The following is a 16,208-nucleotide window of genomic DNA, read 5'->3' on the forward strand; positions in this document are numbered from 1 at the left end:
TTTTGCTTCAATTTCGTCGAATGGTTCTCTCCGTCGTCAGCGCACTGGCGCTGGCTGCACCGGTATATGCAGGTAAACTCGCCATCGTGATTGATGACTTCGGTTATCGACCACACTATGAAAATCAGGTGCTGGCGATGCCATCAGCCATCTCCGTCGCCGTCCTGCCGAATGCGCCTCACGCGCATGAAATGGCGACCAAAGCGCACAATAGCGGCCACCAGGTCCTCATCCATCTTCCGATGGCACCGCTCAGCAAGCAGCCGCTAGAAAAAGACACCCTGCGCCCGGATATGAGCAGCGATGAGATCGAACGCATCATCCGCGACGCCTACAACAAGGTGCCGTATGCCGTGGGTCTGAACAACCATATGGGTAGCGCGATGACCTCCAGCCTGTACGGTATGCTGAAGGTGATGCAGGCGCTGGAGCGTTACAATCTCTATTTCCTCGACAGCATGACCATTGGCAACAGCCAGGCGATGCGTGCCGCTCAGGGTACGGGGGTGAAGGTCATAAAGCGCAAAGTCTTCCTGGACGACTCCCAGAACGAAGCGGATATCCGCGTGCAGTTCAACCGCGCGGTACAGTTGGCGCGCCGTAACGGTTCGGCGATTGCCATCGGGCACCCGCATCCGTCTACCGTTCGCGTTTTGCAGCAAATGCTGCCGACCTTACCCGCCGATATCACCCTGGTACGCCCGAGCGATCTGCTCAATGAACCGCAGGTTGACACGTCTCGTCCGGAAAGCGCTCAACCTCCGGCAACGCAGCCGCGTAATCCGTTCCGCGGCGTGAAGAACTGCGCGCTGAAAAAGCCGCTCGAGCCGGTGCATGCAACCCGCTTCTTTGCGGTCATCAGCGAAAGCGTGGGCCAGAGTACGCTGGTGCAGTACTTCCAGCACCAGTGGCAGGGATGGGGTAAAAAAGTCTCAGCGAACCAATCCCAGTGACAGGCGATTAAGGTAGAAAGATGCCACAGCGACACAAAATTCTGCTCCTCGATACCGGTAAAGAGTGGGGAGGAGGCACCAACAGCATGCTCGAGCTTCTGAAGCGGATTAACCGCGAGAAGTTCGATATTACCTGTTGTTTTTACAGTGATTACAGCCGGGCCGAAGGACAAACCATCGGCCAGGTGTTGAACGGCATTGGCATCCCGTTAATTGTCATTCCGCAGCAAAAGCAGCCCGGATGGGCGAAGGTTGCGAAAGAACTGGGCCGCAGCCTGCTATTTTTCTCGCGCAGCGCCCGCAAGGCATTTACCCGACATATTGATACGCTCTGGCGCATCCGGCCCAACGTCAGCAAGATCGAGACGATTTTCAGGGAAGGCGGTTTCGATACGCTGTACATGAACAATCAGCCGGGCTCTAACGAAGAGGGTTATCTGGCGGGCGCGAACCTGCATGCGCGGATAATTCAGCATTGCCGGATTGAACCGGTGCTGACCCCGCCGCTGGTGAAGCTGGTGAATGCCCACGCCACAAAAATCATCGCCGTCTCGCACGGCGTTGAACGCGTGATTCTTCAGCATGGCGTCCGGCCCGAACTGTGTACGACGGTCAATAATGCCATCGACATCCACCAGCCTTTACCTGACCGACGCGCGATGCGCCAGCGTCTGAACATTGATGACGACACCTTTGTGTTCGGCAGCATTGGGTCGCTTATCCCTCGCAAGTCCAACCACCATACTCTGGAGGCGCTGGCCCAGTTCAGCCAGAAGCATCCGCAGGCAAAATGGAAGATGGTGCTGGTCGGTGAAGGGGCTGAACGCGGCGCGCTGACGGCGCAGGCTGACGCGCTGGGGATTGCTGAGCACATCATTTTTACCGGTTTCCAGAACACGCCTTTTGACTATCTCGCCACCTTTGACGCGTTTATTCTGGCTTCGAAGAGCGAAGGTTTGCCCCGCGTCGTGCTGGAGGCAATGCTGCTGAATATCCCGGTGATTGGCTCAAAGGTAACCGGCACGGCAGAATTGATCGACCATGAGTCGACCGGGCTGCTGTTCCCGTGGAGCGATGTGTCGCAACTTGCTCAACATCTGGATAATATCTGGCAGGGTCCTGCTCTGCGCGCCCGGCTCGCCGCAGCCGCGCACCAGAATGTCTGCAACGTGTATGCCATTGAAAGCTATGTTAACGGTGTCGAGGCCGTTCTTGGCGCGCAATAACCAAACGAGAAGAACATGTTTAAATTCCTGAATGCTCGCTACCGCCACATTACCGGGCGTCATAACATTCCGTACGCTTCCCTTCCGGTCACGCGCGATCTCGTTGCGGTTGATTCCATCGTGATCCCTTGTACGGGCGCGGATTTCGTCGAAGAGGCGTTATTATCAGCGACCTTTGCAGAGCGTTACGCCACCGACGTCAGCGAGATTGTTATCGTCAGCGATCAGCCTGAATCCGCTTTCGGCGAGCTGCCGCCAAAAACCCGCGTTGTGACCCTCACGCTGCCAAAACGTGAAAAGGGGTACCGCTATAAGCAGATCTACCTCAGCCGTCTGGTGAAGCTTAACGCTCCGCTTCAGGCGCGCGGAGAAGGCGTATTGATGATCGACTCCGATCTCAACCTGCTCAAGATGCCCCAGATCAACATGGCCGATATGCACATCTACTCCAGCTTCCGTCAGGGCAAAATGATTGCCAAGCTGGACGGCGCCCCCGCAGAAAAAGTGCCGGCCTATTACAAAGAAACGGTGCGCCCGTATCTGGTCGATCACGTTAACGGCGCGTTTCTTGCCGCAACCAAAAAGACCTGGCGTCGCATTTGCCCGCTGTGGCTGACGCTGTTCCAGGATACCTGGGAGCTGATGGACGACACGCAGCCGCCGACCGATCAGCTGCCGCTCGCTGCGCTGCTGGACATGCTGGATGTTAAAACGGTTAACCTGGGCGACTGGATGAACTGGCCGGTATCCAAGAAGATCGGCGGTCAGGAAGCCGTTGTGCCGAAAGAGGTGATTGGCGCGCACGGGGGTTTCCCGCTTTCCGAATGGCAGAAGTATCTGGAATCGCCGGATAACAAATTGCTGTTCAAAGGGCAGGACTATACCCGCAAGGTGCGCTACCTGACGGACGAAGAGAAAAAGAATCAGTAAAAAAGGGGCCTGAGGCCCCTTTTTGTTTACTTATCCCAGCTCAGGATCACTTTCCCTGACTGGCCGGAACGCATCGCGTCGAAGCCCTGCTGGAACTCATCGATGGAGAAACGGTGAGTGATAATCGGGGACAGATCCAGGCCGGACTGGATCAGCGCTGCCATCTTGTACCAGGTTTCGAACATCTCGCGGCCATAGATGCCTTTGATGAACAGCCCTTTGAAGATGACTTTGTTCCAGTCGATGGACATATCTGACGGCGGAATGCCCAGCATCGCGATACGGCCACCGTGGTTCATGGTGTCCAGCATGGTGCGGAACGCCGGCGGCGCGCCGGACATCTCCAGGCCTACGTCAAAGCCTTCGGTCATACCCAACTCTTCCATCACGTCGGTCAGGCTCTCTTTCGAGACATCCACTGCGCGGGTGACGCCCATTTTGCGCGCCAGCGACAGACGGTATTCGTTCACGTCGGTGATCACCACGTTACGCGCGCCCACGTGCTTCGCCACGGCTGCGGCCATAATGCCGATTGGGCCGGCGCCGGAAACCAGCACGTCTTCACCCACCAGGTCGAAGGAGAGCGCAGTGTGTACCGCGTTGCCGAACGGGTCGAAGATAGAGGCCAAATCGTCAGAGATATTGTCCGGGATTTTGAAGGCGTTAAACGCCGGGATCACCAGGTATTCCGCGAAGCAGCCCGGACGGTTTACGCCCACGCCGACGGTGTTGCGGCACAGGTGCGTACGGCCACCGCGACAGTTACGGCAGTGACCGCAGGTAATATGGCCTTCACCAGAGACGCGATCGCCAATGCTAAAGCCTTTGACTTCCTGGCCGATGCCGACCACTTCACCAACATATTCGTGACCGACAACCATTGGGACAGGAATGGTTTTTTGCGACCACTGATCCCAGTTGTAGATGTGAACGTCAGTACCGCAGATGGCGGTTTTACGAATTTTGATCAGCAGATCGTTATGACCGACTTCCGGCTCCGGCACGTCGGTCATCCAAATCCCTTCTTCCGCTTTCAGTTTGGATAACGCTTTCATCACACGTCCTCAGGCAATTACGCCCAGCTGTTTGCCGATGCGGGTAAAGGCTTCCACCGCACGCTCAATTTGTTCAGGCGAATGCGCCGCAGACATCTGGGTGCGGATACGCGCCTGACCTTTTGGTACCACCGGGAAGAAGAACCCGGTGACGTAAATCCCTTCTTTCTGCAGCTCACGGGCAAACTGCTGCGCCACAACTGCGTCGCCCAGCATCACAGGAATGATTGCGTGGTCAGCGCCGGCCAGGGTGAACCCTGCGGCGCTCATTTTTTCACGGAACAGACGGGCGTTTGCCCACAGTCGGTCGCGCAGCTCGGCGCCGGACTCCATCATCTCCAGCACTTTGATGGAGGCGGCCACAATGGCCGGCGCCAGGGAGTTGGAGAACAGATACGGACGGGAGCGCTGACGCAGCCACTCAACCACCTCTTTGCGCGCAGCGGTATAGCCGCCGGACGCGCCGCCGAGCGCCTTGCCCAGCGTACCGGTGATGATGTCCACGCGTCCCATGACGTCACAGTATTCATGGGAGCCGCGGCCGTTTTCGCCGACAAAACCGACCGCGTGGGAGTCATCGACCATCACCAGCGCGTCGTATTTATCCGCCAGGTCGCACACGCCCTTCAGGTTGGCGATCACGCCGTCCATGGAGAATACCCCGTCGGTCGCGATCAGTACGTGGCGGGCGCCCGCTTCGCGTGCCTCTTTGAGCCGCGCTTCCAGCTCAACCATGTCATTGTTGGCGTAGCGGAAACGCTTCGCTTTACACAGGCGGACACCGTCGATGATGGAGGCGTGGTTCAGGGCGTCGGAGATAATCGCATCTTCTGCGCCGAGCAGGGTTTCAAACAGACCGCCGTTGGCATCGAAGCAGGAGGAGTACAGAATCGCGTCTTCCATTCCGAGGAAGTTTGCCAGCTTTTGCTCAAGCTGCTTGTGGCTATCCTGGGTGCCGCAGATGAAGCGCACGGAGGCCATGCCGAAGCCGTGGGTGTCCATGCCGTTTTTCGCGGCGGCAATCAGCTCAGGGTGATTCGCAAGACCTAAGTAGTTGTTCGCGCAAAAGTTGATCACATGGCTGCCGTCGGCAACGGTGATATCCGCCTGCTGGGCAGACGTGATAATACGCTCTTCTTTGAACAACCCTTCCGCACGTGCGGTGTCGAGGTCGCTGTTTAACTGTTTGTAAAAATCACCACGCATTGCAATTCTCCAGACTCGGCAAATTTTGGCACATATTACCCAAACCTATAGTTCATGACGAGATGACGCCGTATCTCTTCTCGTTTTTGCAGCATAAATCACGTGTACCCCTGCTGCATATCGGTGAATGGCTGAAGACCGGGCATTGTGATGATATGATATGAATATTAGCGTCCGGGATTGTCCCCGGGCTCAACACTTCAAAGGTTACAGTTATGATCATCGTTACCGGCGGCGCGGGCTTTATCGGCAGCAACATTATCAAGGCCCTCAATGATAAGGGCATCACCGACATTCTGGTGGTGGACAACCTGAAAGACGGCACCAAGTTCGTTAACCTGGTGGATCTGAACATCGCTGACTACATGGATAAAGAAGACTTCCTTATCCAGATTATGGCGGGTGAAGAGTTCGGCGAGATCGAGGCCATCTTCCACGAAGGGGCGTGCTCTTCCACCACCGAGTGGGACGGCAAGTACATGATGGATAACAACTATCAGTACTCTAAAGAGATCCTGCACTACTGCCTGGAGCGTGAAATTCCGTTCCTGTACGCCTCTTCCGCGGCAACCTACGGTGGGCGCACTTCAGATTTCATCGAATCCCGCGAATACGAGCAGCCGCTGAACGTCTACGGCTACTCCAAGTTCCTGTTTGACGAGTACGTGCGTCAGATCCTGCCGGAAGCGAACTCGCAGATTGTCGGCTTCCGCTACTTCAACGTTTACGGGCCGCGCGAAGGCCATAAAGGCAGCATGGCGAGCGTGGCGTTCCACCTGAACACCCAGCTGAATAACGGTGAAAGTCCAAAACTGTTCGAAGGCAGCGACGGCTTCAAGCGTGACTTCGTCTACGTAGGCGACGTGGCGGCCGTTAACCTGTGGTTCCTGGAAAACGGCGTCTCCGGCATTTTCAACCTGGGCACGGGCCGCGCGGAATCCTTCCAGGCGGTGGCAGACGCGACGCTGGCATATCATAAGAAAGGCAGCATCGAGTACATTCCGTTCCCGGACAAGCTGAAGGGCCGTTACCAGGCGTTCACGCAGGCCGACCTGACCAACCTGCGCGCAGCGGGTTATGACAAGCCGTTCAAGACCGTTGCCGAAGGCGTAACGGAATATATGGCCTGGCTGAACCGCGACGCATAAGTATGAAGATTCTGGTGATCGGCCCGTCATGGGTGGGCGACATGATGATGTCGCAAAGTCTCTATCGCACGCTCAAGGCGCGTTATCCCCAGGCGATAATCGACGTGATGGCACCCGCATGGTGCCGTCCGCTGTTATCGCGTATGCCGGAAGTAAACGAGGCGATCCCGATGCCGCTCGGCCACGGGGCGCTGGAAATCGGCGAACGCCGCAAGCTCGGTCATAGCCTGCGCGAGAAGCGCTATGACCGTGCGTACGTGCTGCCAAACTCCTTTAAATCCGCCCTCGTACCTTTCTTTGCGGGCATTCCGCACCGTACCGGCTGGCGCGGCGAAATGCGCTACGGTCTGCTGAACGACGCGCGGGTGCTGGATAAAGCGGCCTGGCCGCTGATGGTGGAGCGCTACGTGGCGCTGGCCTACGACAAAGGGGTGATGCGCAGCGCGAAAGACCTGCCGCAGCCGCTGCTGTGGCCGCAGCTTCAGGTGCACGACGGCGAGAAGTCTCAGACCTGCAGCGCGTTTGGTCTTTCGTCTGAACGCCCGTTGATTGGCTTCTGCCCCGGCGCAGAATTTGGCCCGGCAAAACGCTGGCCGCACTACCACTACGCCGAACTGGCGAAACAGCTGATCGACGAAGGCTACCAGATTGTGCTGTTTGGCTCGGCGAAGGATCACGAGGCGGGCAACGAAATTCTCGCCACACTCAGTAATGAACAGCAGGCCTGGTGCCGTAACCTGGCTGGAGAAACGCAGCTTGAGCAGGCCGTTATCCTGATTGCCGCCTGTAAGGCCGTGGTCAGCAATGACTCTGGCCTGATGCACGTCGCCGCCGCGCTGGACCGTCCGCTGGTCGCGCTGTATGGCCCAAGCAGCCCGGACTTCACGCCGCCGCTGTCGCACAAAGCGCGCGTAATCCGTTTGATCACCGGCTACCACAAGGTACGCAAAGGCGATGCCGCTGAAGGTTACCATCAGAGCCTGATCGACATTACCCCAGAGCGCGTTCTCGAAGAGCTCAACGAACTGCTGTTGAGCGAAGAAGGATAACGGATGCGGGTATTGATCGTTAAAACCTCCTCAATGGGCGATGTGCTGCATACGCTACCGTCGCTGACGGACGCCATGCGGGCCATTCCCGGCATCCGTTTTGACTGGGTGGTAGAAGAAGGCTTCGCGCAGATCCCCACCTGGCATGAAGCGGTTGACCGCGTGATCCCGGTCGCGATTCGCCGCTGGCGCAAAGCGTGGTTCTCCGCGCCGATTAAAGCCGAGCGTAAAGCCTTCCGTGAAACGGTGCAGGCGCAGCGTTACGACGCGATTATCGACGCGCAGGGGCTGGTGAAAAGCGCGGCGCTGGTCACGCGTCTGGCACATGGCGTAAAGCACGGTATGGACTGGCACACCGCCCGCGAACCGCTGGCGAGCCTGTTCTATAACCGACGCCACCACATCGCAAAACAGCAGCACGCCGTCGAACGCACCCGCGAGCTGTTTGCGAAAAGCCTCGGCTATGCGAAACCGGAAACCCAGGGCGACTATGCCATTGCACAGCACTTTTTGCGCAATACAGATCCCTGTGCTCAGCCTTATCTTGTCTTCCTGCATGCCACAACGCGCGACGATAAGCACTGGCCGGAAACGCACTGGCGAAGGCTGATTGAACTAATGCAACCCTCCGGTATCCATATTAAACTCCCGTGGGGCGCTGAGCATGAGCGACAGCGTGCGGCGCGTCTGGCAGCAGGCTTTTCCCACGTCGAGGTGTTACCCAAACTCACGCTGGCGCAGGTTGCCGCAGAGCTGGCAGGCGCTAACGCCGTTGTTTCCGTGGATACGGGTTTAAGCCATTTAACCGCGGCGCTGGATCGCCCAAATATCACCCTTTTTGGCCCGACCGATCCCGGCCTGATCGGGGGCTATGGCAAAAACCAGCATCAGATGGTCAGCCCGACTCAGCAAACGAAGGATATCAGCGCAGATGCGATTTTTTCATTTTTACAGGGCAGCCGTTGGCTTTCCAACAGGGATATTTAACCCATGAGTTACGTATTTCTGCTGATTTTACTCTTTCCGGTGAAGCTTATCCGGAAGCTGTTGCGCAAAGAGACAGGGAAAAACCTGGTCATTCAGACAGCCAAAATCGGTGATTTTGTTAATGCAACGCCTCTTCTGGCCTGGCTGCAAAAAAGCGACGTACTCATCAGCCGCAGCGTGGGTGCGCTGGCGAAGCACGACGAGACGGTCGAAGAGATTTATTTTATTGAGCAGCATAAGCGTAACCTGTGGCGTAAGCTCTGTTTCGCCTGCAGGATCATGAACCGCTATGACAACGTCTACCTTCTGCAGCCTAACAGCGTGAATCTTTTTTTCGCCTCCGTTTGTAACGCCAAAAACAAGCAATTTTTAAGCACTTACACGCGCAGGTGGTATCACGGGATTTTCTATTCAACGGCCGATGGTACGGTTGACCACGGTAGAAAAACGTTAACAGTCACTGACTATCTTAAGCTGGCCGACCGCGCTCTGACCTGGCAAGACTCTCCAAAGCACGCCACAAAGCCACTGTTTAAACCCGCGACTTATCCGGCGATCCTTGATAAACCCGGCGCGGTCCGCATTGGCATCAGTATCGCCGCCGGGAATAAAGCCAAAACCGTTCCGCCTGTCATCTGGAAGCAAATTGCCGATCGTCTCGCCGACCTGCCCTGCGAGTTTTATGTCTTTGGCGCCCCAAATGAACAGTCCTGGATGGATGACATCACCCGCGCTTACGGTGAACTGCCCAACTTTATTAATCTGATTGGCAAGATCTCGCTTGAAGAGCTTCCATGGGCAATTTCTAAAATGGATTGTTATATCGCCTCCGACTCGGGGAATGTCTACATCGCCGATGCGGTTGGCGTGCCGGTCGTCTTACTGTTCGGTCCGTGCTGTCACTACGAGCAGCGCCCGCTTGGCAACGTGATGCTGATTGGCAACGATGATAATATTTGCTCGTATGTTTTTGAAACTCGTTATTATTTCCCGCAAGGCCGGGAAGAACTCTTCGCGGTAACAGATGAATCGCTGGACGAACTCAAACATTTCATTTGCGGGCTACCAACAGCAAAATCTGCCTTTGATGCTCAGGGGAACTAATTACTATGGCTTTTCTCAGCATCATTATTGCCGCACATAATGCCGAAAACACGCTTCACGCCACGCTGGAAAGTCTGCAAAACGCGATTGAGAATGCAGGCGATGATGTAGAAGTTATTATCATTAATGACAGTTCCAACGATTCCACACAGGATATTATTGAGGCGTGGTTGCCAAAGCTTCCGCATGCGCAATGCCAATACGTTGAGTACCGTAACGTAGGGCATGTTCGAAACAGCGCAGTCTCACTGGCGTCAGGCGATTACATCACGATGCTTGATAGCGACGATCTGTTAAAGCCGGGTAGCATCCGGGATGCCATCGCCTTCCTGAAAGCAGAGCGTCCTGATATGTTGCTGACGCGCCTGCTGGAAATACGCGATATGCGGAAAATCACCTCCGCCTGGCAGGGATTCACGCCCGTCTCATTATCGCAAAATGATGCAATAAAGCGTTTCCTGCAGCACAAAGATTTTCAGGCGCATCTGATCGGGCAATTCATCCACCGCAAGCTGTATGCAAGCAACCCGATCCCGTCTATGGTCTGCTATGAAGATTTCGCGGTATTTCCCGGCATGCTGATGCAATCGCACAAAATATTCTATCAGCGCCAGGGACACTACTATTACATCAAACGCAGCGACAGTTTGTCGAGCCGTCTTGACGCCAGCAAAATCGCCACGCTGATTGAATGTACACTACAGATGGAAAATACATTCCCGCAATCATTTAAGCAGCTTATTAATTGCCACTGGTTTGATATTTACAGTAATCACCGCCAATATCTGACCGACCTGCAGCTCAAACAGGTTAAGGCGCGGGTAAACGCACTTTATTCTTTCTCTTTTTTCTTCTCCAGAGATGTACGTTTCAGCTACAAAAAAAGGGTCATTGAGGCATTATGGAAAAAGTAAAACTGCGGCTCTATCAGCTGACGCTGATTTTGAGCCTCATTTCGTTTGCACTGGCGCTGCTGAGCTCAGGTAAACAACGCGAATTTTTCTATATTGCGGTTTATGCCAGCATTATCGGCTTAGCTTGCGAATATAAAAAAATCACCCTGCGCCCCTTTTCAATCGCGCTCCCCATATTGCTGATTGGGCTACTCAATCTTGTCTGGTATATGGTGTACGAATACCATAGCGAAGGTTTAAACGCTTACAGCGATTATCTGGGTGCCAGTAAGAAACTGATATTAGCGAGCATTCTCGTTTTTTATCTTGATCGGTTTAAAACTTACGTCGATAAAAGCGCTTTCCAGAAGTACTTCCTGTACGCGGCAGGTACAGGGTTTGTCCTCGCCACGGGATATGGCTTATGGCAGGCCTGCCAGGGAATGGGGCGTATCGAGATGGCCATAAATCGTGCGACCGTGTCAGCCTATGTATACTCTGTACTGTCGCTGGCGCTGATATACAGTCTTTATCTTCAGAAAAACAGAAAATTGTATGTTGTAGCGGGTCTCACCGTATTAATTTCCTGGTTCGTTATTCTTTTGACAGGGACGCGTGCTGCCATGGGGCTGTATTTGCTTATGGCGATTGTGCTGACCCTTTACCATTTCAGAAGAATTCACCTTAAATCAATGCTGATTTTCTTATGTGTTGTGGCGGGCATTATTATCGTTAGCTACAAACCGTTGATCTCGCCTAAGATAGATCAAACGCAGAGGGAATTTGCAATCTACCAACAAGGCATCGACGCCACGTCACTCGGGGCGCGTTTTTCCATGTGGACAGTGGGTCTTCAGAACGGTCTGGCCCACCCACTGGGACAGTCAATCGAAGATCGCGAGGTATGGTCACAGCATTATGTTCAAGAGGGGCACCCGCACCTCGTATCCGCACTCGAGTATATCAGGATACATCTGCACAATGAATTTATCGAAAAATACTCTCTGCAGGGGCTTCCGGGTCTGGCGATATTACTCTTTTTCTTCGTTTCGATGATCGCTTACGCGCTTAAAAACCGAAATGGCCTGCTGCTGACAACGATGCTTCTCTTATTACTCTATGGCCTGACGGACGTCATTTTATTGAGCTCAGAAGCCCTAATATTCTTTGTTACTCTGTTTGCATTGAGTACTCCCTTCTCGCAAACCAGACAACATCACTAAGAGATAATGCCCGCCAGCCGGGCATTATTTTTTCTTGTATTGATAAAACTCCGCCAGCGTCATCCCCACCGTCTTATCGGATAGCCAGCTAAAAAGCGCTTCTAAATCCTGATATAACCCTTCAATCGCCGCCTCATCTTTAAAGGTCGGACTTCCGCCGGGCATAAATTCTGACGAATGAAGCATAAACTCCACATAGTCATTTCCCTGCGACAGGCATTGCTGCGCGACCTGAATCATCTGCGACGCATTGCCACCGGTCGGTCGTAGCCAGTTCACGGAAGGCGAGCGATATTTACCGCGAAGCCGATCGTATCCCTGTTTGATCGTGTTCAACCAGGCCGGATGTTTATACTGAATGCTCATCGGCACTTCGAGTAAGGGGCTATTTCCCGCCCGGGAAATAGTATCTAAATCCATAAAATAGGCGTGGTCGGGGAAATGCTGATAATCCGTTCCACCATTGCCCTGCGGAGCACCTTTCGCATTGCGCCAGTTCACGCGTGGCGTCACGGAGCAATCAACCTGGTAGCCCAGTTCAACGAGCAATTTTGCATAGCGGCTATCAAATGCCCAACGCCCGGCGCGGTGGCTCAGCATTTTGGTCTGGAATGTCTCTTCCAGCAGACGGGTCATGAACAGCACTTTCTCACGCATCACCTCGTCTGAAAATTCAATCAGATACGGTTGCCAGCGCCAGTCATCTCCCGTGAGATCGTGCTCAGGTGGGCTATTCCATGCGTGAAGGTGCATTCCCACCTCCCCCTGACCGCGAGCGATCGCGTCCCTGGCGAATTCAATGAAAACGGGCTCGATTGCCATCTCATAGTTTGTCAGCCATACGGGCTTAAAACCAAAACGCTCACAAAGGGCCTGGAACCGGGCCAGATAGCGCGCATTTTCCGTTTTAATGACGCGGTGATTCTGCCAGAGATTATCGCCCTCAGTATCAATCGTGATGATAAACGCTGGTTTTTTCATAATGAGTCCGCATGACAGGGAAGTTAGCGCTATGTTACGCACTCACCAAAGCCTGAGTAAAGCCTCCCTGGGAAATTCCTGAGATTATGGAGAAAGAGTGCAAGTCGCTACCAGGTCTATTAGAATTGCCAACAGTACAACGCCGATAAGATGATGATGAATAACTTACCTGACACGCCTGATTTGCGCATTCTACTGATCAAACTCCGCCATCATGGCGATATGTTATTGACCACCCCCGTCATTGATTCATTACGTCAAAAATGGCCACAAGCGCAAATTGACGTGCTGTTGTATGAAGAAACGCGCGATATGCTCGCCGCGCACCCGACGATTGGCACTATTTATGGAATCGATCGTAAATGGAAGCAACTGGGCACGCTAAAGCACCTTCAAAAGGAGTGGCAGTTACTCTGCGCGTTACGAAAGCAACATTATCATCTGGTGATAAATCTTGCCGATCAGTGGCGTAGCGCTATCGTCACCCGTTTCACCGGTGCGCCGGTTCGCCTCGGATTCGCCTTTAACAAACGCAACAATCCATTCTGGCGTTTCTGTCATAGCGATTTAGTCTCTGTTGCAAATCACAAATCCCTGCACACTGTCGAACAAAATCTCTCCATTCTGTCACCATTACAGGTCGCACCTGAGCCAGCTGTTACCATGGCCTACAGCGCAGAAGACTGGCACCACGCCCGCCAGCAGCTGGTGCAAAAAGGAGTGGGCGATAACTACATCGTCATTCAGCCGACATCACGCTGGTTCTTCAAATGCTGGGATGAAAGCAAAATGGCGCAAACCATCACCGCGCTGCAGCAGGATGGGCATACCGTTGTACTCACGGCCGGGCCGGATAAAAAAGAGCTGGCGATGATAGATCGCATACTCGCCGCCTCACCGAAAACGGGGGTCGTCTCGCTGGCGGGACAGCTAACGTTGCGCCAGCTGGCCTCACTCATCGACCACGCGTGTCTTTTTATTGGCGTTGACTCCGTTCCGATGCATATGGCCGCCGCGCTGCAGACGCCCTGCGTGGCGCTGTTTGGCCCTTCCAAACTGACGTTTTGGTCTCCATGGCAAGTCAACGGTGAAGTCATCTGGGCTGGCGACTACGGTCCCCTTCCCGATCCCGACGCTATTGATACCAAAACGAAAGAACGCTATCTCGACGCCATTCCTGTTGATGCTGTCGTCTCCGCTGCAAGGAGATATTTGTTATGAAACACCATCGTCTGGCGATTGTTCGCCAAAAGTATCGCCCTGATGGCGGAGCGGAGCGCTTCGTTTCACGTGCGCTCACCGCGCTGAGCAATCAGAATCTTGAACTCAACGTCATTACGCGTGAATGGCAGGGCGAGAGACAGGACGACTGGCATATCCATATTTGCGACCCGCACAAATGGGGCCGAATTAGCCGCGAACGCGGATTTGCCCATGCTGCCCGCGCGCTGTGGCAGCAACAGCAGTTTGATATTGTGCAAAGCCACGAGCGGATTCCGGGCTGTGATATCTACCGCGCTGGCGATGGCGTTCATCGCCGCTGGCTGCTACAGCGTGCGCGCATCCTGCCCGCCTGGCGCGCGAAAATGCTAATGGTCGACCGCTATCACCGCTACGTGATGCACGCCGAGCGTGAAATGTACCAGGCGCCAGAGCTGAAAGCGGTTATCTGTAATGCGGAGATGATCAAACGCGAAATCGTTGAAGACTTTGATATTGACGCAAAAAAGATACATGTGATTTATAATTCAATTGATTCCAGCCGCTTCGTTCCAGCCCAGGAAGCACAGCGTGCCGCGCTGCGTCAGCAATTTGGTTTGCCAGCCGATGCCGTGGTGTTCTGTTTTGTAGGATCGGGTTTTGAACGAAAAGGATTGGCCAGCGCCATACGCGCTATCGCAGGAACTTCAGCCTGGCTGATTGTGGTTGGACAGGATAAAGCAGAACATCGTTATCGTGACCTCGCCCGTTCATTGGGCTACGAAGGGCAAATCCGTTTCCTGGGGATGCAGAAAGAAACGCTGCCTTTTTATCAGCTATCCGATGGTTTACTGTTGCCAACGCTGTATGATCCCTTTCCAAACGTCATTCTTGAAGCGATGGCCTGCGGCTTGCCCGTCATTACTTCAGAGAGTTGCGGAGGCGCTGAATTTATTCAGCAAGGCCAGAACGGATTTTATTGTGACGCCCTGGATATCAACACATTGAAGGAGGCAATTGCAGCCACTCCTTCTCTGGGAAAAAATAACACGATGGGGCAAGCGGCACGTGAACGGGTAAAAGACGCCACCCCCGAAAAACTGTCAAGTCAGCTTATTTCGCTTTATCAAAAATTACTGGATTAAAAATGCGCATCCTAATGATTATTGATGGTTTACCCGGTGGGGGAGCTGAAAAAACAGTTCTTACACTTTCCAGCGGATTAACGGAAATGGGGCATCAGGTCTCCCTTTTCTCTCTGCGGAAAGTGTGTGATTACGCCATCCCGGAAGGCATTGATTATCAGGTGGTTCAGGATACCTGCAAAAAACCGTGGCGCAAGTTGACGGAGATCCCACGCCGAGCCCGCCTGCTGGATCAGGCAATTGAGCGGGCTGAGCGCAGCGGAAAATTTGACGTTGTGTTCTCTCATCTGCACAAAACTGACCGCATTGTGGCGCACTGCCGCGCGCTGGAGCGTGAAAAAGTCTGGTTCTGCGTGCATGGCATGTTCTCTTTCTCCTATCTTCGCCATCGCAGCGGGCTTTCGCGCTGGTTTAAGCATCTTAAAATTCGTCATACCTACGAAAACCGAAACGTTGTCGCCGTCTCAGGCGCCGTGCTGAAAGACCTTTCCGAGACCCTGGCTCTGAAACTCCGGCGTAAAGCGGTTATCCACAATCCTTTTGATATCCCTGAAATTCAGCGTCTGGCGGATGCCCCCTTCGAGATGCAAGGGAAGGATTACATCATCCATGTCGGCCGCTTCCATGAACACAAACGCCACGACCGTCTTTTACGCGCGTTCGCACAGAGCCAGCTCGACACTACGCTTGTCATGATGGGCAATGGTTCCGAAGCCAAAATTCAAAAGCTCAAACAGCTTGCCCGCGACCTGGGTATTGAAGACAAGACGGTTTTCCGTCCCTTCGACTCCAATCCCTACCCCTGGATTAAAGGGGCACGCCTCTTAGTGTTAAGTTCTGACTGCGAAGGTTTTGGTAATGTGCTGGTGGAATCCATTATCTGCCAGACGCCACCGGTCAGTACCAATTGTCCGGGTGGTCCCGCAGAAATTCTCACCGGCGCCTTAGCGCGCGGGCTGGCAGAGCTAAATGACGCGTCACTGGCAAAAACCCTGGTAGATATTTATACCGCCCCGCCGGTCGTTGGCGATGCAACGATTTCGTCGTTCGGTATCAATGCCATTTGCCAGCAGTACATTGCTTTGGTCGACAATCAAAAATAATCAGG

Annotated in this window: 15 protein-coding genes; 12 read left to right on the forward strand and 3 right to left on the reverse strand. The window is 54.0% G+C overall.

The features are described 5' to 3' along the window. Positions 1 to 2: 2 nt before the first annotated feature. From AC2FAJ_RS14965 to AC2FAJ_RS14975, 3 genes are read left to right on the forward strand one after another with little or no spacing between them, the layout of a single operon-like run. Positions 3 to 953: a divergent polysaccharide deacetylase family protein gene (locus AC2FAJ_RS14965; protein ID WP_045630248.1), complete on the forward strand. Its 951-nt coding sequence runs from the start codon at positions 3 to 5 to the stop codon at positions 951 to 953. Positions 954 to 973: 20 nt separating this feature from the next. Continuing rightward, positions 974 to 2,179 carry a glycosyltransferase gene (locus tag AC2FAJ_RS14970; protein WP_485454275.1) on the forward strand — a complete coding sequence of 402 codons (1,206 nt, stop codon included), beginning with the start codon at positions 974 to 976 and terminating at the stop codon, positions 2,177 to 2,179. A 15-nt stretch (positions 2,180 to 2,194) separates the two neighbouring features. Next, complete coding sequence (locus AC2FAJ_RS14975) at positions 2,195 to 3,109, forward strand: hypothetical protein (protein WP_447087747.1); 915 nt, start codon at positions 2,195 to 2,197, stop codon at positions 3,107 to 3,109. Positions 3,110 to 3,135: 26 nt separating this feature from the next. On the opposite strand, the gene tdh is transcribed toward AC2FAJ_RS14975, so the two are convergent. Next, positions 3,136 to 4,164 (reverse strand): L-threonine 3-dehydrogenase, encoded by a 1,029-nt coding sequence (gene tdh, locus AC2FAJ_RS14980; protein WP_006812404.1) that lies wholly within the window; start codon positions 4,162 to 4,164, stop codon positions 3,136 to 3,138. Between the two features lie 9 nt (positions 4,165 to 4,173). Further along, positions 4,174 to 5,370: a glycine C-acetyltransferase gene (gene kbl / locus AC2FAJ_RS14985; RefSeq protein ID WP_041911657.1), complete on the reverse strand. Its 1,197-nt coding sequence runs from the start codon at positions 5,368 to 5,370 to the stop codon at positions 4,174 to 4,176. Positions 5,371 to 5,585: 215 nt separating this feature from the next. Here kbl and rfaD point away from each other — a divergent pair, with 215 nt between their 5' ends. From rfaD to AC2FAJ_RS15015, 6 genes are read left to right on the forward strand one after another with little or no spacing between them, the layout of a single operon-like run. Beyond that, positions 5,586 to 6,518, forward strand: coding sequence for an ADP-glyceromanno-heptose 6-epimerase (gene rfaD / locus AC2FAJ_RS14990; protein WP_041911658.1), 933 nt, complete (start codon positions 5,586 to 5,588; stop codon positions 6,516 to 6,518). A 2-nt stretch (positions 6,519 to 6,520) separates the two neighbouring features. Next, on the forward strand, positions 6,521 to 7,567 hold the full coding sequence (rfaF, locus tag AC2FAJ_RS14995; RefSeq protein ID WP_048958489.1) for an ADP-heptose--LPS heptosyltransferase RfaF: 1,047 nt from the start codon (positions 6,521 to 6,523) through the stop codon (positions 7,565 to 7,567). Positions 7,568 to 7,570: 3 nt separating this feature from the next. Beyond that, positions 7,571 to 8,554, forward strand: a complete 984-nt coding sequence (gene rfaC / locus AC2FAJ_RS15000) for a lipopolysaccharide heptosyltransferase RfaC (protein WP_060572001.1) — start codon at positions 7,571 to 7,573, stop codon at positions 8,552 to 8,554. A gap of 3 nt (positions 8,555 to 8,557) precedes the next feature. Beyond that, positions 8,558 to 9,658, forward strand: a complete 1,101-nt coding sequence (locus tag AC2FAJ_RS15005) for a glycosyltransferase family 9 protein (RefSeq protein WP_059353786.1) — start codon at positions 8,558 to 8,560, stop codon at positions 9,656 to 9,658. 5 nt (positions 9,659 to 9,663) lie between these two features. Then, complete coding sequence (locus AC2FAJ_RS15010; protein ID WP_041911662.1) at positions 9,664 to 10,572, forward strand: glycosyltransferase family 2 protein; 909 nt, start codon at positions 9,664 to 9,666, stop codon at positions 10,570 to 10,572. Further along, positions 10,560 to 11,774 (forward strand): O-antigen ligase family protein, encoded by a 1,215-nt coding sequence (locus AC2FAJ_RS15015; RefSeq protein WP_041911663.1) that lies wholly within the window; start codon positions 10,560 to 10,562, stop codon positions 11,772 to 11,774. The genes AC2FAJ_RS15010 and AC2FAJ_RS15015 overlap by 13 nt, the downstream gene beginning before the upstream one ends. Positions 11,775 to 11,798: 24 nt before the next feature. On the opposite strand, the gene AC2FAJ_RS15020 is transcribed toward AC2FAJ_RS15015, so the two are convergent. Beyond that, positions 11,799 to 12,755 (reverse strand): polysaccharide deacetylase family protein, encoded by a 957-nt coding sequence (locus tag AC2FAJ_RS15020; protein ID WP_047363309.1) that lies wholly within the window; start codon positions 12,753 to 12,755, stop codon positions 11,799 to 11,801. 150 nt (positions 12,756 to 12,905) lie between these two features. Here AC2FAJ_RS15020 and rfaQ point away from each other — a divergent pair, with 150 nt between their 5' ends. The 3 genes from rfaQ to AC2FAJ_RS15035 are packed head-to-tail and all read left to right on the forward strand — an operon-like array spanning position 12,906 to position 16,203. Then, positions 12,906 to 13,976, forward strand: a complete 1,071-nt coding sequence (rfaQ, locus tag AC2FAJ_RS15025; protein ID WP_485454276.1) for a putative lipopolysaccharide heptosyltransferase III — start codon at positions 12,906 to 12,908, stop codon at positions 13,974 to 13,976. Continuing rightward, the gene (locus AC2FAJ_RS15030) at positions 13,973 to 15,100 is read left to right on the forward strand and encodes a glycosyltransferase family 4 protein (protein WP_485454277.1); all 1,128 of its coding nucleotides are present in this window, start codon (positions 13,973 to 13,975) and stop codon (positions 15,098 to 15,100) included. The genes rfaQ and AC2FAJ_RS15030 overlap by 4 nt, the downstream gene beginning before the upstream one ends. 2 nt (positions 15,101 to 15,102) lie before the next feature. Continuing rightward, positions 15,103 to 16,203, forward strand: coding sequence for a glycosyltransferase (locus AC2FAJ_RS15035; protein WP_060571999.1), 1,101 nt, complete (start codon positions 15,103 to 15,105; stop codon positions 16,201 to 16,203). Positions 16,204 to 16,208 lie beyond the last annotated feature (5 nt).

Source organism: Enterobacter cloacae complex sp. 385G4 (assembly GCF_057320665.1).